Consider the following 18,224-nt stretch of genomic DNA (forward strand, 5'->3'; position numbering starts at 1 on the left):
CCGCCTCCTAAGCGGCGTCCGCTTGTGGGTGAGCGCGGATTGCCAAGCGGTGGATGACTTGCCGTAACGCCATCCTCGACGGATCGGGTCCAGCCCAACCGGGGGGCCCTCGAGCGGCGTGCGCTTGACGTACGGCCGCTATCCCCGTTCGGCGCATTCCCTTATGGTCGGCCACATGGATATAGCCGGCTTCGACCTCAACTTGATGAAGGCCTTTGATGCGCTGTACGCGGAGCGCCACGTGACGCGCGCCGGATCGCGGATCGGCCTCAGCCAGTCGGCGATGAGCGGAGCGCTCACGCGCTTGCGAGAGCTTCTTGGGGACGAGCTCTTCGTGCGAACGCCTTCAGGCATGCAGCCAACGCCCCGCGCCCATGACCTTGCTGGTCCCGTCTCGGATGCGCTCCGGCTTCTCCGGAGCGCGCTACAGGCCGATAGCTTCGATCCCGCGACGGCCGACAATACCGTCACGCTCGCGATGAGCGACTATGCGGCGTTCGTCCTGTTGCCGCCGCTCATGGCCCTCCTCAGCATCGACGCCCCGCACATCAACGTGCGGGTCTGCGGGATGTTCGGACGAGAAGAAGCTATCACGCTGCTCGACAGCGGCGAGGCGAATCTCGCGATCGGTTTCCCCGTCGAGACGTCGGCGCGCATCATCAGCAGCCCGCTCTTTTTTGAGAGTTTCGCCTGCGTCGTGCGGGAGGGACACCCGGCGTTCGCGGATGGTCCAAGCCTCAAGGCTTTCGCAGCGGCGCCGCATCTTCTGGTCTCTCCGGAAGGCGACCGCTCCGGGATCGTCGATCTGAGGCTTGCCGATCTCGGCCTCGAACGGCGCATCGTGCTGAGCCTGCCACAATTCCTGGCCGCCCCTTTCGTGATCGCCGGGACCGACCTCGTCGCGACGCTGGCCTCCCGGGTCGCACGAAGGTTCGCTGGTACCGGAGCAGGCATAGCGATTTATGATCCGCCGCTCGAACTGCCCACCTGGCCACTCCACCTGATGTGGCACCGGCGGGCGGATACGCATGGGGCTATTGCCTGGCTGCGCGGCATTATCACCAAAATCGCCGCCTCGGCTTGACGCCATCGGCGCCATCGATAGCGCCACATCAGAACTCGCGATTTCCATCCGCATCGCCGTTCCGCTTTGTTGGATTCACCGAAATTGAAGGGTGATCGACATGCGAGTTTTGGTAACAGGCGCGACTGGCTTGATCGGCGGTGCGGTAGCGCACCGATTGAAAGAGGGAGGCCATGAAGTCGTGGGACTCGCCCGGTCGGAAGCGAGCGCGACCAAGCTGCTCGACCGAGGTTTCGTGGCGAAGATAGGTGAGCTTGCCGACCCGGTGAGCTTGGCCTCGGCGGTGCGGGGCGTGGACGCCGTCGTCCATGCCGCTTCGCCCAACGATCAGAACGCTGCGTCTCTCGATGAGATTGCGACGCGCGCGATCCTCGAAGCGCAGCGCGGAACGGGTAAGCGCTTCATCTATACCAGTGGCAGCTTGGTCTACGGCTCCACGGGTGACACGTCAGTCACCGAGCGCACTCCACTGAACCCGGTCGAGATGGTCCGCTGGCGCCAGGCCCTGGAACGCGAGATCCTCGCGGCCGAAGCCGGGGGCGTCCATCCGGTCGTTATCCGGCCTGCCTGGGTATATGGCAACTGGGGTGGCGCCGCGATGATGATGGTCGCAGCGGCCAAGGAACATGGTGCGGCGCTTCATGTCGGTGACGGTCAAAATCGCTGGTCGACCGTGCATGCCGACGATCTGGCCGATCTCTATGCGCTCGCGCTCGAGCGGGCACCGGCGGGATCCGTCTTCAATGGCGCGCACGGTTCGGCGCCGCGGCTCATCGAGATCGCACGCGCAGCGAGCGAGTTGGGCGGTGCCGGGGGCCGAGTAGCGGCATGGCCGCTCGAAGAGGCGCGCAAGGTCCTCTCGGGTTTCGCCGATGCGATCGCCTCCGATCAGATCATCTCGGGCGAGAAGGCCAAGCGCGAACTCGGCTGGAATCCTTCGCGGCGATCGATCATCGACGAGTTGCGCGCTTATGCGTTGGCGGTCGCTTAGGTCATGCACACGATATTCATCAGGCTGCTTGCCGCTGCTTTCGCCAGTGCAGGTCTGTTCAATGCGATCGCGACGTCGACGACGCGGAGCAACTTTGTTCGATGGGGGTATCCCGCGTGGTGGTGCCGGGTCACCGGCGGATTGGAGATATCGGCCGCAATCCTGGTCACACTACCGGCAACCCGTGCAGCAGGCTTGATCCTCTGCGCCGTCATTCTCGCCGCGGCAGCTTTGACCGTCCTGCGACATCGGGAGTTTTCCCATCTCGTACCGATCGGTTGCTTCGCTGCCTTGCTCCTGATGGCGAGTCGGATTTCCTGAAAGATTGGCGGCTCCGGGCACTTGAGGAGGCTGCCGATCGGCTTGAAATGCCCAAGGGGCACTGGGAGCGTTGCGCAATTTCGGAATAATAGAAGATATCGCTGAGTTGCCCGACGTGTCAAGTCGCTTGTCCGAGGGCCAGCGGCTGCCCTGCTACTTTGCATGGGGTTGTTTTCGATATTTTGGCGGCGGTCATCCGGCGCGGACTTGTGTCCGCGCGACCTTCTCCGACGAGGAAAGGGAGAGGAGCCCGCGGCTCCGCTACCGCAGCGCTGCGAGCAGCTCGTCGGGCTGCTCGACCATCATCATGTGGCCGGCGCCGGGCAGCACCACGGTGCGGGCATTCGGTGTCGCGGCGGCGAGCGCCTTGCCGGCCTTGGCGGGGGTCATCATGTCGCGCTCGCCGAGGATGAAGGTCGCGGGCACCTTGACCGCGGCGGCTGCGGTCAGGGCGTTCTGATAGGCGTTGCAGGCGTTGAGGTCGTTGTACAGCACGCCGGGCTTCGCCTCCTGCAGCACCCGTTGCGCGCCCTGGTGCATCCACAGGCCGGGCGCGAGGCTGCCGCCGAGTTCGGCCTTGAAGCCGAGGCCCCAGATCGAGACCATGTCGATCGCCGCGACATCATTGGCTTCGGCGGCCTTCAAGAGATCGGGGCCGACCGTCATGGTCGCCGCGGTGCCGATCAGCGCGAGGCCGGAGACCTTGTCGGGATGCCGCGCCGAGGTCTCGATCGCGATCAGCGAGCCCATCGAATGGCCGATCAGCCGGGCCTTCGATGCGCCGGCCGCCGTGATCAGCGCCGCGATCCAGTCGGCCATCTCGGCGATGGTCGGCAGCGGCTTGCCGGCGGAGCGGCCATGACCGGGCAGGTCCGGCGCCAGCACAGAGAATCCGTGATGCGCGAACCAGCGGCTGTGCAGCGCCCAGGTCGAGGAATCGAAGCCGGCGCCGTGGATCATCACCACCGCCGGCAACGACGGGTCGAACGGCCTGCCGCCGGTCGCGATGAAGGTGTCCAACCCGTTGACGGAAAGCTGCATGGCCCTAGGTCCTTTGCGAGGCGCGCAGCGCCTGGCCGAGATCGTCGATGATATCCTCAGCGGCTTCGATGCCGACCGAGAGCCGCACCAGCTCCTCGCCGATGCCGGCGGCCTTGAGCTGCTCGGCATCCATCTGCTGATGCGTGGTGCTGGCGGGATGGATCACCAGCGTCTTGGCATCGCCGACATTGGCGAGATGGCTGATCAGCTTCAACGACTCGATGAACTTCTTGCCGGCGGCGCGGCCGCCCTTGATGCCGAAGCTGACGATCGAGCCGGCGCCGCGCGGCAGCAGCTTCTTGGCCAGCGCGTAATCCGGATGCGTCTCCAGCGAGGGATGCAGCACCCAGTCGACCGCCTTGTTTGCGGCGAGGGCGTCCAGCACCGCACGGGTGTTGCTGACGTGGCGGTCCATGCGGACGCCGAGCGTCTCGATGCCCTGCAGCAGCTGGAAGGCATTGGTCGGCGACAGGCAGGCGCCGAAATCGCGCAGCCCCTCGGTGCGGGCGCGCATGATGAAGGCGGCCTTGCCGAACTGCTCGTCGAAGACGATGCCGTGATAGCCGGCATACGGCTCGGTGAGCTGCGGGAATTTGCCGGAGGCGCGCCAGTCGAACCGCCCGCCGTCGACGATGACGCCGCCGATCGCGATGCCGTGGCCGCCCATCCACTTGGTCGCCGAGTTCATCGTGATGTCGGCGCCGAGCTCGATCGGCTGGCTGAGATAGGGCGTCGCAAAGGTGTTGTCGATCAGCAGCGGAATCTTTGCATCATGCGCGATTCCAGCCACCGCGGGGATATCGAGCACCTCGAGCCCGGGATTTCCGATGGTCTCGCCGATCACGAGGCGGGTGTTCGGCTTGATCGCGGCACGGAATTCGTCGAGCGCACGCGGCTTCACGAAGGTCGTGGTGATGCCGAACCGCGGCAACGTGTGCGCCAGCAAATTGATGGTGCCGCCATAGAGCGAGGCGGAGGCGACGATGTGGTCGCCGGCATTGAGCAGCGTCGCGATCGCCAGGTGCATCGCGGCCATGCCGCTTGCGGTGCAGATCGCGCCGACGCCGCATTCAAGCGCGGCGATCCGTTCCTCCAGCACTGATGTCGTCGGGTTCGAGATGCGGGTGTAGATGTGGCCGGCGCGCTCGAGGTTGAACAGCGCTGCGGCGTGGTCGGCGTCCTGGAACACGTAGGACGTGGTCTGATAGATCGGAACCGCGCGCGCGCCGGTCGCGGGATCGGGGCGCTGGCCGGCGTGCAGGCTCAGGGTTTCGAAGGCAGGCGGCTTGGGTGCGGGCATGCGAAACTCGTCAGGTCAATCGATGGGGGGGTGGCGAGAAGTCTTTTTTGACGCGTTTTCTTCACGCGAACCGGTGTCCACTTCGCTTGAAAACGCTTTGTTAGACGTGAACTGCGGTGCGAACGCGGCCGACATTGCCGAACACGCGCAGATAGCGCTCGACCTCGGACGGGATGCCGGTCGCCTTCTCCGGATTGTCGGAGAGCTTGACGGCCGGTCGTCCGTCGACCGACGTCACCTTGCAGACGATCGAGATCGGGTCGAGCTCGGCGGTGCCATCCGGCGCGCAGCCGACGAAATCGTTGGTGAGGTTGGTGCCCCAGCCGAAGCTGACGCGCACGCGTCCCTTGAAATGGTGGAACGTCTCCTCGATCGAGCCGACATCCATCGCGTCGGAGAACACCAGCAGCTTCTCCTTGGGATCGCGGCCCTTCTGCTTCCACCACTTGATGATCTCTTCGCCGGCTGTGATCGGCGGCGCGCTGTCGGGTCGAAAGCCGGTCCAGTCGGCGACCCAATCCGGCGCGTCGCGCAGGAACGGCTTGGTGCCGAAGGCGTCGGGCAGCGCGATCAGCAGATTGCCGCCATAGGTGTGGCGCCATTGGTCGAGGATGCGATAGGGCGCCCAGCGCAGCGCCTCGTCGTCATTGGCGAGCGCGGCGGCGACCATCGGCAGCTCATGCGCGTTGGTGCCGATCGCCTCGAGGTCGTTGTCCATCGCGAGCAGCACGTTCGACGTGCCGGTGAAGGAGGGGCCGAGGCCTTCCTTCACCGCCTCGACGCACCAGCGCTGCCAGAGGAAGCCGTGGCGGCGGCGTGTGCCGAAATCGGACAGCCGCAAGCCATCCAGCTTGCGCAGCCGTTCGACCTTGGCCCACAGCTTGGCTTTGGCGCGGGCGTAGAGCACGTCGAGCGCGAAGCGGCCGTAGGTCTTGGTCGCCGCGCGCGAGCGCAGCTCGTTGAGGATCGCGAGCGCCGGAATCTCCCACATCGTGGTGTGGGTCCACGGCCCGTGGAAATGCAGCTCGTACTGGCCGTCGACCTTGTGCAGCTCGTATTCGGGCAGCCGGAAGTTCGAGAGCCAGTTGATGAAGTCGGGCGAGAACATCTGGGTCTTGCCGTAGAACGTGTTGCCGGCCAGCCAGATCAGCTCCTTCTTGGTGAAGCGGATGGTGCGGGCGTGGTCGAGCTGGGCGCGCAGCTCGGCCTCGTCGATGACCTCGGCGAGCCGGATATGGGTCGAGCGGTTGATCACCGAAAAGGTCGTGCGGGTGTCCGGATAGCATTCCCGGATCATCTGCTGCATCAACAGCTTGTAGAAATCGGTGTCCAGCAGGCTGCGCACGATCGGGTCGAGCCGCCAGCCGTGGTTGTAGGTCCGGGTCGCGATATCTGTCACGGTCATGCGGGAACCTTAGCCTGCCGGGCGCCGCCCGCCCAGTGGGTATCGGGCGGAACATGGCAGGTCAGCGCGCTATGGTCTGCCGTATACGGCCGACCGTGGCGGTGACATCGGTCCAGACCGGCTTGTCAGGGGCAAATTGCCGCCGGAGGAAGGTGACGAGCTCGGCGACCTGGCCGTCGCTCATGCTGTCCTTGAAGGCCGGCATGTAGCCCAGATCGGTCACGGCCGGCTTGGCGATGCCGTGCAGGATCACCTGGATCAGATTGTCGGGCGCGTCGCTGTGCAAATTGCTGTTGAGTGCCAGAGACGGCCGGCTGCCGAACAGCGGCGGGCCGCCGACCTCATGGCAGACCGCGCAGGCGCCTTGATAGATCCGCGCGCCGGTCGAGGCTGCCGTGGTCACAACGGTGCCGGCTTCGAGCTTGGCTGCCATGGCGTCGTGGGCCGATCGGTCGGCGGTCTCGTTGAACGAGGCGAGGTAGACCGCCATCGCGCGGATGTCCTGGTCGGGCAGCGCGGCGAGTTCCTGCACGACCGGCGCCATCGGCCCTGCGGCGACGCCGTGCAGGCGGGACTCGCCGGTGCGCAAATAGGCGTAGAGCTCGTCCTCGCTCCAGGGAATCGGCGCTTTCGATAGCGAGGTCAGCGCCGGCGCCTCCCAGCCCTCGGCGAAGCCGCCGGCGAGATAGGCCGCTTGCCGCTCGGCGCCGAGCGCATTGCGCGGCGAGTGGCAGGCGCTGCAATGGCCGAGCCCTTCGATCAGATAGGCGCCGCGATTCCAATTCGCTGACTTCGATGGATCGGGCTGGAATGCCTGCGCCTGATGGAACAGCGCATTCCATCCGGCGAGGAGCGGCCGCAGATTGAACGGAAAGGTGAGCGCGCTGGCCGGCGTTTCGGCGCGCACCGGCACCTGCGCCATCAGATAGGCATAGAGCGCCTGCAGGTCGGCATCACTGGTCCTGGCGAAGTGCGTGTACGGGAACGCCGGATAGAGATGGCGCCCGTCGCGATGGATGCCCTCGCGCATCGCGCGCTCGAAGGCGGGATAGGACCAGGCGCCGATGCCGGTGTCGACATCGGGCGTGATGTTGGTGGTGTAGATGGTGCCGAACGGCGTCTCGAGCGGCCGGCCGCCGGCGTTCGGAACGCCATGCTCCGAGGTGTGGCAGACGGCGCAGGCGCCGAGCGCCGCGAGCTCCTTGCCGCGCGCGATCGTCGCGGCGGAATACACCGATGCATCGGGCCGCGCGATTGGCGCGATCGCGCGCCACGGCAGCACGGCCGCGCCGATGCCGATCGCGGCTGCGCAGAGTGCGGCAATGCTGGCAAGCACGCCGCCGCGCTTTGCAAAGGGATTCTGCCATTTGTTGAGGTCGGCCGTCTGCGCGGGCGGCGGGATCGGGGCGGGCGCTGTTGGCTGCTCGCCGCGCAGTCCCTTCAAAATGCGTTCCGGCGTGAACGGCAATTCGCGGAAGCGCACGCCGGTCGCGTCATAGATCGCGTTGGCGATCGCGGCGGCGCTCGGCACCGAAGCGGACTCGCCGACGCCGAGCGGCGGCTGGTCCTGCCGCGGCAGCATCAGCACATCGATCTTCGGCAGCTCAGGAAACTTGATGATGGGGTAGGCACCCCATTCCCGCGCCGTCACCGCGCCGCGCTCGAAGGAGACCTCCTCCATCAGCGCGCGGCTGGTCGACTGGATCACATTGCCTTCGATCTGGTGCCGCACGCCTTCCGGATTGATCATCAATCCGGAATCCTGGCCGGCGACGACGCGCGTCACGCTGACATCGCCGGTCGCCTTGTTGACGGCGACATCGGCGATCCACGCCGACCATGCTGCGCCGTAACCGGGAAACTTGCTGTGCACGTAGAGTGCATAGGCAAAGCCGCGGCCGCGCACGATGTCGCCGTCCGCCTCGGGCTCTTTCCACACCGGGCGCGGCGTCCAGCCGGCGCGCTCGGCAACCGCATTGACGAGATCGATCGCGCGCTTATCCCTGAGATAGCGCAACCGGTATTCGATCGGATCGACCTCGGCCTCCGCCGCAAGCTCGTCGATGTAGGATTCATGCGCAAAGGTGTTCGGCAGCGCCGAGACGCCGCGAAACCAGGAGGCGCGCACGATCGGCGGCATGTCGTTGGCGACGACACGCATGTTCTCGTAGTCGTAGGGCGGGATCGCGGTGCGGTCGCCCATCTCGAACACCGCCGCTTCAGGCGCGATCCGCCCGGTGAGCAGCAGCGCCAACGTCGGCGCGCCGTTCGAGGGATAACGTGTCGCGAAATCGTAACCGGCGACGCTGCCGTCGGCGTTGAGCCCGCCATTGACGTCCATCAGCTGCGCGGTGCCCTTCGGCTCCCAGGCATGCTCCTGCTCGCGGGTCAGCTGGACGCGCACCGGACGGCCGACCGCGCGCGACAGCAATAGCGCATCGCCGGACACATCGTCGGCGCAGTTGCGGCCGTAGCAGCCGGCCGCCTCCATCCGGATCACGTCGATCTCGGACTCCGGCCGCTGGATCAGCAGCGCGAGGTCGCCGCGCAGGATGTGCGGGTTCTGCGTGCCGGACCAGACCCGGATCGCGCCCTCGCTGTAATCGGCAACCGCGCATGACGGGCCGATCGAGCCGTGCATCTGGTAGGGCCAGAGATAGGTCCGCTGCATCGGCTTGGCGACCGCCTTGAGCGCGGCGTCGACGTCGCCCTTGTCGATCAGCTGGCGCGGCGTCGAGGGATTGGCGCGCAGCGCCTTCTCCACGTCGGCAAGATCGGTCAGCGCCGGCCCCGGCTTCCAGCTCACCGTGAGCTGCGCGGCAGCCTTGATCGCATTCTCCTCGCGCTCGGCAATGACGCCGACGAAATCGCCGATCCGCACCACCGCGACGAGGCCTGGAATATCGCGCACCGAGGCTTCATCGACCGCAATCAGGCTGGTGCCGACGAACGGGCCGGCATCGACGCCGGCGTAAGGCGGGCGGACCACGCGGCCGTGCAGCATGCCGGGCACGCGCACATCGTGGACATAGACGAGCTCGCCGGTGGCCTTCGCCGGCAGATCGACGCGCGGCACGGACTTGCCGACGACCGAATAGGCGCTCACGGCCTTGACCGGAACCTCATCGGCAAGATCGAGCCGGATGATCTCGTCCGCGATCAGCTCGCCATAGGTGACGCTGCGGTTGTCGTGACCGCGGATCAGGCCGTCCTCGATCGTGAGGTCACCGGCCGGCAACTCCAGTCGCTCGGCGGCCCGCGTGAGCAAAAAATGCCGCGCTTGGGCGGCGGCCTTGCGCAGGGGAACGGCCGTGATCTGGATGGTCTCGCTTGCGATGGTCGGGCCCTGGTTCGGCACCACGGCGGTGTCGCCGAGGATCACGACGACGCGGGCAAAGGAGACGTCGAGCTCCTCGGCAACGATCTGTCCGAGCGCGGTGCGGATGCCGGTGCCGAGATCGACATGGCCGTTATAGGCATTGACCGTGCCGTCGGCAGTGATGGTGATGAAGGTCTCCAACGCGCCTTCCGCGCCCAGCACCGCAGGGCGGACGATCGACAGCGAGCCGCGCTGGCGTTGCTCGGGAGGCCGTGCCTCGACCATCAATCGCGCGCCTCGAGCGCGTGGCCGGCCGCGCGCATCGCCGCGCGGATGATCTCGATATGCGCGCCGCAACGGCAGAGATTGTAGCGCAGCGCCTCCAGCACTTCATGCTCGGACGGATTTGGATTGCGCGTCAGCAAGGCCTTGGTGGTGATGATCATGCCGTTGAGGCAATAGCCGCACTGCGCCGCCTGTTCGCGGATGAAGGCATCCTGCACCGGATCGGGGTGCTCGCGGCTGCCGAGGCCTTCGAGCGTGACGATGTTGCGTCCGGCGCAGCCCTCGATCGGAATCAGGCAGGCGCGCGCGGCGACGCCGTCGATCAGCACCGCGCAGGCGCCACACTCGCCGAGCCCGCAGCCATATTTCGGTCCGTTCAATTCGAGGTCGTTGCGCAGCACGTGAAGCAATGCGGTGTCGGGAGCGGCGTCGACATCGTGATTCCTGCCGTTCACGGTCAGGCGCATTGCCCCGGTTCTCCCTTGATGTTTGCGCTGCAACGTCAGCGTCAGATCGCCGACGAGGATAACGTTTGTATACAAACGTGCAAGCGGCGGCATGCCGCGCTGCAGCGCGTGCCCGCTTTATGAACAGGGTGCGCACGCGAAGGGCAGGGTTTGATTGCAAAGGCCGCTTGACAGGTCACGGGCTCGCGCGCAGGATCATTCGTATACGAACGATATGCATGGGAGGCGGAAGGGCAGTATGATCGACCGCCGCCACAAGTCCAGGCTTGGTCACGATGGCTGACACAATGACCGTCGCCGCCGGCGACAAGATCCGCTGCGATGCCTGTCCGGTGATGTGTTACATCAAGCCGGGCGCGGCCGGCGCCTGCGACCGCTATGCCAATCATGACGGCACGCTGGTGCGCGTCGATCCGCATGTCGTGCTGGAGCGCACCGTGTCGCATGGCGGCAAGCTGGTTCCGTTCCAGGTGAGCGGCGACTGGGATGGCAAGATCGTCCGCCAGCCCGAACTGTTCGTCACGGCGATCGGCGCCGGAACCACCTATCCGGACTACAAGCCGGCGCCCTTCATCGTGTCGTCGGAGGTCGACGGCGTCGACATGGTCACCGTGGTGACCGAAGGCATTTTCTCGTATTGCGGCGTCAAGGTGAAGATCGACACCGACCGCTATCTCGGGCCGGAGACCGCGATCGTGCGCGCGGACGGCGAGGCGGTCGGCCATGTCACGACCAGCGAATATGGCTCGCAGATGCTCTCGCTCGGCGGGGTGCATCATTTGACCGGCGGCTCCAAGAAGGAAGGCCGCGTCACCTGCGACACGCTGATGGATCTCTCCAACTGCAAGGCGGTCGAGCTGACGATCGACGGCGGCGCCACCGTCGTGGTGCAGGCCGGCAGGCCGCCGATCGTCAACGGTGTGGCAGAAGAGCGCATGCGGGTCGGATGCGGCTCGGCGACCATCGGCATGTTCGCCAAGCAATGGCACGGCAAGGTCGATGAGGTCGTGGTGGTCGACGACCACATCACCGGCGTGCTCAGCGAGCACCAGGCCGGCAAGCTGCTCGATATCGCCGACACCGGCATCAAGATGAAGGGGCGGCGTTCGACGCCCGGCCGCTATTTCCAGGTCGCCGATCCCGGCACCGGATGGGGCGGCACCAACATCTCCGATCCGCTGTCGATCCTCGGCCCCTTCAATGCGAAGGAGGCACGGCCCGGGCTCACCATGCTGATGGTCTCGACCACCGGCGAACATGCGTCCTATTACGTGCTCGACGAGGCGTTGAAGCCGGTCGAGACCGAGATGCCCGCGGACCTCAAGTTCTCGGTCGAGCGCATCCAGGAGAATTGCGAGCCGGCGCTGTGCACCGTGCTGTTCATGGGCGGCGCGGGCGGATCGCTGCGCGCCGGCGTCACCGATAATCCGGTGCGGCTGACACGCTCGGTGAAGGACGCGCTGACGCGGGTGACCAGCGGCGGCGCGCCGGTCTATGTCTGGCCCGGCGGCGGCATCACCTACATGGTCGACGTCACGCAGATGCCCGCCGGCGCCTTCGGCTATGTGCCGACCCCGGCGCTGGTGGCGCCGATCGAGTTCACGATGCGCATGTCCGATTATGCGGCGCTCGGTGGCCATATGGACTATGTCCGGCCGCTGTCCTCGTTGCGGGACAGCGCCGAGGTCCGCCCGATGCCGTTTCTTCCCGGGCGGCGCGCATGACCCGACTGCCGCAAATCGCGCTTCTTCCTGACGGCAAGCGGCTGCATTTGCAGGACGGCCCGATTGATCTGGTCATCGAGGCCAAGGGCGGGGATGCCGATATCAGCTCCGCCTATCAGGCCGCCGCCGAGCGCTTCACGGGTCTGCTCGACGAACTCTGCGCGGAACTTGCCGAACTCCGTAGTGCGGCGCGTCCCGATCATTGTGCGCTGAAGGGCGTGGTCGCGCGGCGTATGCATGCGGCGGTCGCGCCGTTTGCCGCCGATGGCTTCATCACGCCGATGGCGGCGGTGGCAGGTTCGGTCGCCGAGGAAATCCTCGGCGCGATGCTTGAGGCCGGGCCGCTCGACCGCGCCTATGTCAACAATGGCGGCGACATTGCCCTGCATCTCGGCGACGGCGAACAATTCACCGTCGGCCTGATGGATCGGCCCGACCGTCACGGCGTGATGCGCACCATGACGGTCGATGCCGACACGCCGGTCCGCGGCATCGCGACCAGCGGCCGTCACGGCCGCAGTTTCTCGCTCGGCATTGCCGATGCCGTCACCGTGCTGGCGCGGACGGCGTCGCAGGCCGATGCCGCGGCGACGGTGATCGCCAATGCGGTCGATCTGCCGGATCATCCCGCGATCCTGCGCTGTCCGGCGAGCGAATTGCAGCCCGACAGCGACCTCGGCGCGCGGCTGGTGACCCGCGATGTCGGGCGGCTCTCGGAACACGAGATCGATCAGGCGCTCGAGGCGGGGGCAGCGCGGGCGCGCGACCTCCTGATGTCGGGATTGATCGAGGGCGCGGCATTGCGTCTACTGGGCGAAACGCAAATTGTCGGTGCAACTGGCAGCGGAACGCCGGCGCCGCACGCGTTTCAACGAAGAACGACAGAACACATGCTGCGGGCATGACCGGGAGCGAGGCAAGATGAGCGCCGTCATTCGCAAGATCGTCACAGTGGTCGAGGAGACCCATCTGGAGATGGGCAAGACCATCGCGCCGCCGACAAGGCGCGCCGCCGCGATCGCCGTGATCGAGAACCCCTTTGCCGGCCGCTATGTCGAGGATTTGTCGCCGCTGATCGCGATCGGCGAGGAACTCGGCGAACTGCTTTCGAAACGGGCCGTCGCCGCGCTCGGCATCGACGGCGCCAAGGCGCACAGCTACGGCAAGGCCGCCGCGGTCGGCGAGAATGGCGAGCTCGAGCATGCGGCGGCGATCCTGCATCCGAAGATGGGCGCGCCGGTGCGCAAGGTGCTGTCGAAGGGCGCGGCGCTGATCCCGTCGTCGAAGAAGCGCTCGGGCCCCGGCACCACGCTGGATATTCCGCTCGGGCACAAGGACGCCGCTTTCGTGCGCAGCCATTTCGACGGCATGGAGGTGCAGATCAACGACGCGCCGCGGGCCAACGAGATCATGGTCGCGGTCGCGGTAACCGACAGCGGGCGGCCGCTGCCGCGCGTCGGCGGGTTGACGGTCGGCGAGATCAAGGGCGAAGACGGATTGCGATAATCTCTTTGAAGAAAAACTGGAGGACGGGATGCGTGGTTATTTCGTAGGGGCGGGATTGGCGATCGCGGTCGCGACCATGGCAACGAGTGCCATGACGACGCAGGCCATGGCGCAGAGCGAAATCAAGATCGGCGAGATCAACTCTTATTCCTTGCTGCCGGCGTTCACCGAGCCCTATCGCAAGGGCTGGCAGCTTGCGGTGGAGGAGATCAACGCGGCGGGCGGCATTGGCGGCAAGAAGCTCGTGGTTATTTCCAAGGACGACGGCGGCAAGCCGGCGGATGCGCAGACCGCGGCGAACGAGCTGGTGTCGAGCGAGAACGTCGCGATGCTCACCGGCACGTTCCTCTCCAATATCGGCCTTGCCGTCTCCGACTTCGCCAACCAGAAGAAGGTGTTCTTCCTCGCGGCCGAACCTTTGACCGATGCCATCACCTGGTCGAAGGGCAACCGCTATACGTTCCGCCTGCGGCCGTCGAACTACATGCAGGCCGCGATGCTGGTGGAAGAAGCCGCAAAACTGCCCGCAAAACGCTGGGCGACGATCGCGCCGAACTATGAATACGGCCAGTCGGCGGTCGCGGTGTTCAAGAAGCTGATGTCGGCGAAGCGGCCCGATATCCAGTGGGTCGACGAGCAGTGGCCGCCGCAGGGCAAGATCGACGCCGGCCCGGTGGTGCAGGCGGTTGCCGCGGCGAACCCGGAAGCGATCCTCAACGTCACCTTCGGCGCCGACCTCGTCAAGCTCGTGCGCGAAGGCAACACCCGCGGCCTGTTCAAGGGCCGCACGGTGGTGAGCTTCCTGACCGGCGAGCCCGAATATCTCGATCCGCTAAAGGACGAGACGCCGGAAGGCTGGATCGTCACCGGCTATCCCTGGTACGCGATCAAGACGGCGGAGCATGACGCGTTCCTGAAGGCCTATCAGGGCAAGTACAACGACTATCCGCGGCTCGGCTCGATCGTCGGCTACCAGACCATCAAGGCGGCGGCGGCGATCCTTGCCAAGGCCGGCTCGAGCGATCCGGAGAAGCTGATCGCGGCGGCGGAAGGCATCTCGATGCCGTCGCCGTTCGGCGAGATCACCTTCCGCAAGATCGATCACCAGTCGACGCTCGGCGCCTTCACCGGCAAGACCGCGCTGAAGGACGGCAAGGGCATCATGGTCGACACCGCCTATCGCAAGGGGGCTGACTATCTGCCCAGCGATGCCGAGATCGAGAAGCTGCGGCCGAAGGATTGAGGTTGCGAATATAGCGGGGCCTCGTGGTTCGAGACGCGCGGCGTTGCCGCGCTCCTCACCATGAGGGTCTCGCTCCTCATCCTGAGGAGGCGCGGAGCGCCGTCTCGAAGGATGAGGCCCTGATGCAAGTTCACGTTGAAGCGGACCGCCCATGGCCTTCTATGTCGTCCAGTTCCTGACCGGTCTTGCCAGCGCGGCGTCGCTGTTCCTGGTCGCTTCGGGTCTGTCGATCATCTTCGGCGTGACGCGGATCGTGAATTTCGCGCATGGCGCGTTCTATATGCTCGGCGCCTATGTCGCCTTCACGCTGACCGAGCGCTTTTCCGGCGCGCTCGGCTTCTGGGGCAGCATCGTCGTTGCCGCGCTGGCGGTTGCTGCGATCGGCGTGCTGGTCGAGATGGTACTGCTGCGCCGGATCTATCATTCGCCGGAGCTGTTCCAGTTGCTCGCGACCTTCGGCTTGACGCTGATGGTCGAGGATCTCGTGGTGCTGATCTGGGGCCCGGACGATCTGGTCGGCCGCCGCGCGCCCGGCTTCAAGGGCGCGATTGATTTCTTCGGCCAGAACATACCAAGCTATGATCTGTTCCTGATCGTGCTCGGGCCGGTCGTGCTCGGTGTGCTCTGGCTGTTGTTCCAGCGCACCCGCTGGGGCGTGCTGGTGCGCGCCGCGACGCAGGACCGCGACATGGTCGCGGCGCTCGGCGTCAATCAGAAATGGCTGTTCACCAGCGTGTTCGCGCTCGGCGTCTTCCTCGCCGCGCTCGGCGGGGCGCTGCAGATTCCGCGCGATGCGGTCAATCACGCGATGGATTTGCGTGTCATCGTCGAGGTCTTCGTCGTGGTCGTGATCGGCGGCCTCGGCAGCATCATCGGCGCCTTCGTCGCGGCGGTGCTGGTGTCCGAGCTCAACGCCTTCGGCATCCTAATCTTCCCGAAGATCTCCATCATCCTGGTGTTCCTGGTGATGGCGGTGGTGCTGATCGTCCGGCCGTGGGGGCTGTTCGGCAAACCGGAGGCGCCGGCACGGCGCACGCCCGGTCTCACAGTCAATCCGTGGCGGCCGCTGACGATGAACGAGCGGTTCGCCGCGATCGCCGTGCTCGTGCTCGCCGCCGCGCTGCCGTTCGTCGCCGGCAATTACGTGCTCACGGTCGGCTCGGAGATCGCGATCTTCGTGATCTTTGCGGTCAGCCTGCACTTCCTGATGTCGGTCGGCGGGCTCGCCTCGTTCGGCCACGCCGCCTATTTCGGCCTCGGCGCCTATGGCGTGGCGTTGCTCGCCAAGATGGCGGGCTTGCCGATGATTGCCTGCCTGCTGCTCGGGCCGCTGCTCGGGCTACTTGGCGCCGCCGTATTCGGCTTCTTCGCGGTGCAGCTCTCCGGGGTCTATTTCGCGATGCTGACCTTGGCCTTTGCCCAGATCGTCTGGTCGATCGCGTTTCAATGGGTGTCGGTCACCGGCGGCGACAACGGCATCCTCGGGGTCTGGCCGGAAAAATGGGCGGCGAGCCCGTCTCATTTCTACTGGCTGTCGCTCGGCATCGCCGCGCTCGCGGTCGTGATCCTCCGCATCATCGTGTTCTCGCCGTTCGGCTTCGCGCTGCGCGCGACGCGCGATTCTCCGCTGCGCAGCGAAGCCATCGGCATCGACGGCAAGCGCATCCAGTGGACCGCCTTCGTGATCGCGGGCACGGTCGCCGGCCTGGCCGGCGCGCTGTTCGCCTATCTCAAGGGCAGCGTGTTCCCCGACAATATGGGCATCTCGCTGTCGGTCGATGCGCTGGTCATGGTGCTGCTCGGCGGCGTCGAAACGGTGTCGGGCGCCGTGGTCGGCGCCATCGTCTACAAGGCGCTCAATATCTGGCTGGTTAGCCAGACCGATCTTTCCAAGCTGGTGCTCGGCGGTTTCGTCGTGCTGATCGTGGTCGCGTTCCCGAAGGGCATCGTCGGCACGCTCGAAGCCTTCATGCATCGCCGGCGCAAGTCCTCGTCGTCGGTATCGCCCTTGCTGACCTCCCGCATCGAGAGCGCCGAATGAGCATGGTTCCCACATTGCTGTCGGTCGAGGGGCTGACCAAATCCTATGGCGGCGTGCATGCCGTGCGCGGCGTCTCCTTCGAACTGCGCGCCGGCGAGATTTTGGCGCTGATCGGGCCGAACGGCGCGGGCAAGAGCACCTGCTTCGACATGCTCAACGGCCAGAACATTCCCGACAGCGGCCGCATCCGCGTGCTGGGCGCGGAGACCACCGGCAAGAAGCCGCGCGTGATCTGGCGCATGGGCGTCGGCCGCACCTTCCAGATCGCGGCGACGTTCCCCACCATGACGGTGCGCGAGAACGTGCAGGTCGCGCTGGTCTCGCATGGCGGGCAATTGTTCAATCTGTGGGCCTCGACCGCCCGCCACGCGCGCGACGAGGCCGGACGGCTGCTCGATCTGGTTGGCATGGGCGCCTATGCGGAGCGGCCCTGCGGCGAGCTCGCCTATGGCGACGTCAAGCGGCTCGAGCTTGCGATCGCGCTCGCCAACCAGCCAAAATTGCTCTTGATGGACGAGCCGACCGCCGGCATGGCGCCGCGCGAGCGCGTCGAGCTGATGCGGCTGACGGCAAGGATTGCACGCGAGCAGTCGATCGGCGTGCTGTTCACCGAGCACGACATGGACGTGGTGTTCGAGCATGCCGACCGCATCCTGGTGCTGAACCGCGGCAGCCTGATCGCCGAAGGCTCGCCCGAGGAAGTGCGCGGCAATGCCCAGGTGCGTGCGATCTATCTCGGCGAAGGCCTCGTCTATGACGCCCGGCACCGCGAGGGAGCATCGGCATGAAGCTGACGGTGAAGGATCTCAACAGCTTCTACGGCCCGGCGCATATTCTGTTCGACATCGCGCTCGAGGTCGGCGAGGGCGAAGTGGTCGCCTTGCTCGGGCGCAATGGCGCCGGCAAATCGACCACGTTCCGCTCCATCGTCGGCCTGGTCGAGAACCGCTCCGGCCGCGTCATGTTCGAGGGCCGGGACGTCTCCGATTTGCCGACGCATGCGATCGTGCGCGGCGGGCTCGGCTATGTCCCGGAGGAGCGGCGCATCTTCACGGATTTGACGGTCGAGGAGAATCTCGAGGTCGGCCGCCAGCCGAGGCGGGCAGGCGCGCCGCAATGGGACCGCGAAAAACTGTTCAAGCTGTTCCCGAACCTCGGCGAGATGCGCGGCCGGCCCGGCGGGCGCATGAGCGGCGGCGAGCAGCAGATGCTGACGATCGCGCGCACGCTGATGGGCAATCCGTCGCTGGTGCTGCTCGATGAGCCCTCGGAGGGGCTGTCGCCGAAAATCGTCGAGCAGATGGTCGATGCGATCTTGGCGATGAAGAAAGAGGGCGTCAGCATCGTCGTCTCCGAGCAGAATCTGCATTTCGCCCGGCTGATCTCGGATCGCGCCTACATCATCGAGCGCGGCCGGATCTGTTTCGGCGGCACCATGGCGGAACTCGATGCGCGTCCGGATGTCCGCGACGCGCATCTGTCGCTGTAACGGGCGGG

15 protein-coding genes are annotated in these 18,224 nt (G+C 66.1%); 10 read left to right on the forward strand and 5 right to left on the reverse strand.

Going from position 1 to position 18,224, the window contains the following annotated elements:
• Positions 1 to 175: 175 nt before the first annotated feature.
• The 3 genes from IF803_RS24525 to IF803_RS24535 all read left to right on the forward strand — a co-directional run bounded on the left by IF803_RS24525 (position 176) and on the right by IF803_RS24535 (position 2,396).
• Positions 176 to 1,084 (forward strand): LysR family transcriptional regulator, encoded by a 909-nt coding sequence (locus tag IF803_RS24525; RefSeq protein ID WP_461193746.1) that lies wholly within the window; start codon positions 176 to 178, stop codon positions 1,082 to 1,084.
• Between the two features lie 100 nt (positions 1,085 to 1,184).
• Positions 1,185 to 2,075 (forward strand): NAD-dependent epimerase/dehydratase family protein, encoded by an 891-nt coding sequence (locus IF803_RS24530; protein ID WP_453946223.1) that lies wholly within the window; start codon positions 1,185 to 1,187, stop codon positions 2,073 to 2,075.
• A gap of 3 nt (positions 2,076 to 2,078) precedes the next feature.
• Positions 2,079 to 2,396, forward strand: a complete 318-nt coding sequence (locus tag IF803_RS24535) for a DoxX family protein (RefSeq protein WP_461193747.1) — start codon at positions 2,079 to 2,081, stop codon at positions 2,394 to 2,396.
• 261 nt (positions 2,397 to 2,657) lie between these two features.
• Here IF803_RS24535 and IF803_RS24540 read toward each other — a convergent pair whose 3' ends face one another.
• From IF803_RS24540 to IF803_RS24560, 5 genes are all read right to left on the reverse strand, one after another.
• Positions 2,658 to 3,437 (reverse strand): alpha/beta fold hydrolase, encoded by a 780-nt coding sequence (locus tag IF803_RS24540; RefSeq protein ID WP_461193748.1) that lies wholly within the window; start codon positions 3,435 to 3,437, stop codon positions 2,658 to 2,660.
• A gap of 4 nt (positions 3,438 to 3,441) precedes the next feature.
• Entirely contained in the window at positions 3,442 to 4,737 is a 1,296-nt protein-coding gene (locus IF803_RS24545; RefSeq protein ID WP_461193750.1) for an O-acetylhomoserine aminocarboxypropyltransferase, read from the reverse strand.
• A 100-nt stretch (positions 4,738 to 4,837) separates the two neighbouring features.
• The gene (gene pncB, locus IF803_RS24550; RefSeq protein ID WP_028343682.1) at positions 4,838 to 6,142 is read right to left on the reverse strand and encodes a nicotinate phosphoribosyltransferase; all 1,305 of its coding nucleotides are present in this window, start codon (positions 6,140 to 6,142) and stop codon (positions 4,838 to 4,840) included.
• A gap of 61 nt (positions 6,143 to 6,203) precedes the next feature.
• A complete protein-coding gene (locus tag IF803_RS24555) occupies positions 6,204 to 9,746 on the reverse strand; it encodes a molybdopterin cofactor-binding domain-containing protein (RefSeq protein WP_461193751.1) in 3,543 nt (1,180 codons plus the stop codon).
• Positions 9,746 to 10,213: a (2Fe-2S)-binding protein gene (locus IF803_RS24560; RefSeq protein WP_461193752.1), complete on the reverse strand. Its 468-nt coding sequence runs from the start codon at positions 10,211 to 10,213 to the stop codon at positions 9,746 to 9,748. The genes IF803_RS24555 and IF803_RS24560 overlap by 1 nt, the downstream gene beginning before the upstream one ends.
• Before the next feature lie 275 nt (positions 10,214 to 10,488).
• Here IF803_RS24560 and IF803_RS24565 point away from each other — a divergent pair, with 275 nt between their 5' ends.
• The 7 genes from IF803_RS24565 to IF803_RS24595 all read left to right on the forward strand — a co-directional run bounded on the left by IF803_RS24565 (position 10,489) and on the right by IF803_RS24595 (position 18,216).
• Positions 10,489 to 11,937, forward strand: a complete 1,449-nt coding sequence (locus IF803_RS24565) for a 6-hydroxynicotinate reductase (protein ID WP_461193753.1) — start codon at positions 10,489 to 10,491, stop codon at positions 11,935 to 11,937.
• Entirely contained in the window at positions 11,934 to 12,842 is a 909-nt protein-coding gene (locus IF803_RS24570) for a UPF0280 family protein (protein ID WP_461193755.1), read from the forward strand. The genes IF803_RS24565 and IF803_RS24570 overlap by 4 nt, the downstream gene beginning before the upstream one ends.
• A gap of 16 nt (positions 12,843 to 12,858) precedes the next feature.
• Positions 12,859 to 13,443 (forward strand): amino acid synthesis family protein, encoded by a 585-nt coding sequence (locus IF803_RS24575; protein WP_016842455.1) that lies wholly within the window; start codon positions 12,859 to 12,861, stop codon positions 13,441 to 13,443.
• A 28-nt stretch (positions 13,444 to 13,471) separates the two neighbouring features.
• Entirely contained in the window at positions 13,472 to 14,686 is a 1,215-nt protein-coding gene (locus IF803_RS24580) for an ABC transporter substrate-binding protein (RefSeq protein ID WP_461193757.1), read from the forward strand.
• A 151-nt stretch (positions 14,687 to 14,837) separates the two neighbouring features.
• Complete coding sequence (locus IF803_RS24585) at positions 14,838 to 16,727, forward strand: ABC transporter permease (protein WP_461193759.1); 1,890 nt, start codon at positions 14,838 to 14,840, stop codon at positions 16,725 to 16,727.
• Positions 16,724 to 17,515 carry an ABC transporter ATP-binding protein gene (locus tag IF803_RS24590; protein WP_016842451.1) on the forward strand — a complete coding sequence of 264 codons (792 nt, stop codon included), beginning with the start codon at positions 16,724 to 16,726 and terminating at the stop codon, positions 17,513 to 17,515. Before IF803_RS24585 ends, IF803_RS24590 begins: the two co-directional genes overlap by 4 nt.
• Positions 17,512 to 18,216 (forward strand): ABC transporter ATP-binding protein, encoded by a 705-nt coding sequence (locus IF803_RS24595; RefSeq protein WP_461193760.1) that lies wholly within the window; start codon positions 17,512 to 17,514, stop codon positions 18,214 to 18,216. Before IF803_RS24590 ends, IF803_RS24595 begins: the two co-directional genes overlap by 4 nt.
• Positions 18,217 to 18,224 lie beyond the last annotated feature (8 nt).

Source organism: Bradyrhizobium sp. UFLA06-06, assembly GCF_054820065.1.

Coding starts and splice junctions, on each gene's coding strand:
- IF803_RS24525 (WP_461193746.1), top strand. CDS start 176: ATGGATATAGCCGGCTTCGACCTCAACTTGATGAAGGCCTTTGATGCG.
- IF803_RS24530 (WP_453946223.1), top strand. CDS start 1,185: ATGCGAGTTTTGGTAACAGGCGCGACTGGCTTGATCGGCGGTGCGGTA.
- IF803_RS24535 (WP_461193747.1), top strand. CDS start 2,079: ATGCACACGATATTCATCAGGCTGCTTGCCGCTGCTTTCGCCAGTGCA.
- IF803_RS24540 (WP_461193748.1), bottom strand. CDS start 3,437: ATGCAGCTTTCCGTCAACGGGTTGGACACCTTCATCGCGACCGGCGGC.
- IF803_RS24545 (WP_461193750.1), bottom strand. CDS start 4,737: ATGCCCGCACCCAAGCCGCCTGCCTTCGAAACCCTGAGCCTGCACGCC.
- pncB (WP_028343682.1), bottom strand. CDS start 6,142: ATGACCGTGACAGATATCGCGACCCGGACCTACAACCACGGCTGGCGG.
- IF803_RS24555 (WP_461193751.1), bottom strand. CDS start 9,746: ATGGTCGAGGCACGGCCTCCCGAGCAACGCCAGCGCGGCTCGCTGTCG.
- IF803_RS24560 (WP_461193752.1), bottom strand. CDS start 10,213: ATGCGCCTGACCGTGAACGGCAGGAATCACGATGTCGACGCCGCTCCC.
- IF803_RS24565 (WP_461193753.1), top strand. CDS start 10,489: ATGGCTGACACAATGACCGTCGCCGCCGGCGACAAGATCCGCTGCGAT.
- IF803_RS24570 (WP_461193755.1), top strand. CDS start 11,934: ATGACCCGACTGCCGCAAATCGCGCTTCTTCCTGACGGCAAGCGGCTG.
- IF803_RS24575 (WP_016842455.1), top strand. CDS start 12,859: ATGAGCGCCGTCATTCGCAAGATCGTCACAGTGGTCGAGGAGACCCAT.
- IF803_RS24580 (WP_461193757.1), top strand. CDS start 13,472: ATGCGTGGTTATTTCGTAGGGGCGGGATTGGCGATCGCGGTCGCGACC.
- IF803_RS24585 (WP_461193759.1), top strand. CDS start 14,838: ATGGCCTTCTATGTCGTCCAGTTCCTGACCGGTCTTGCCAGCGCGGCG.
- IF803_RS24590 (WP_016842451.1), top strand. CDS start 16,724: ATGAGCATGGTTCCCACATTGCTGTCGGTCGAGGGGCTGACCAAATCC.
- IF803_RS24595 (WP_461193760.1), top strand. CDS start 17,512: ATGAAGCTGACGGTGAAGGATCTCAACAGCTTCTACGGCCCGGCGCAT.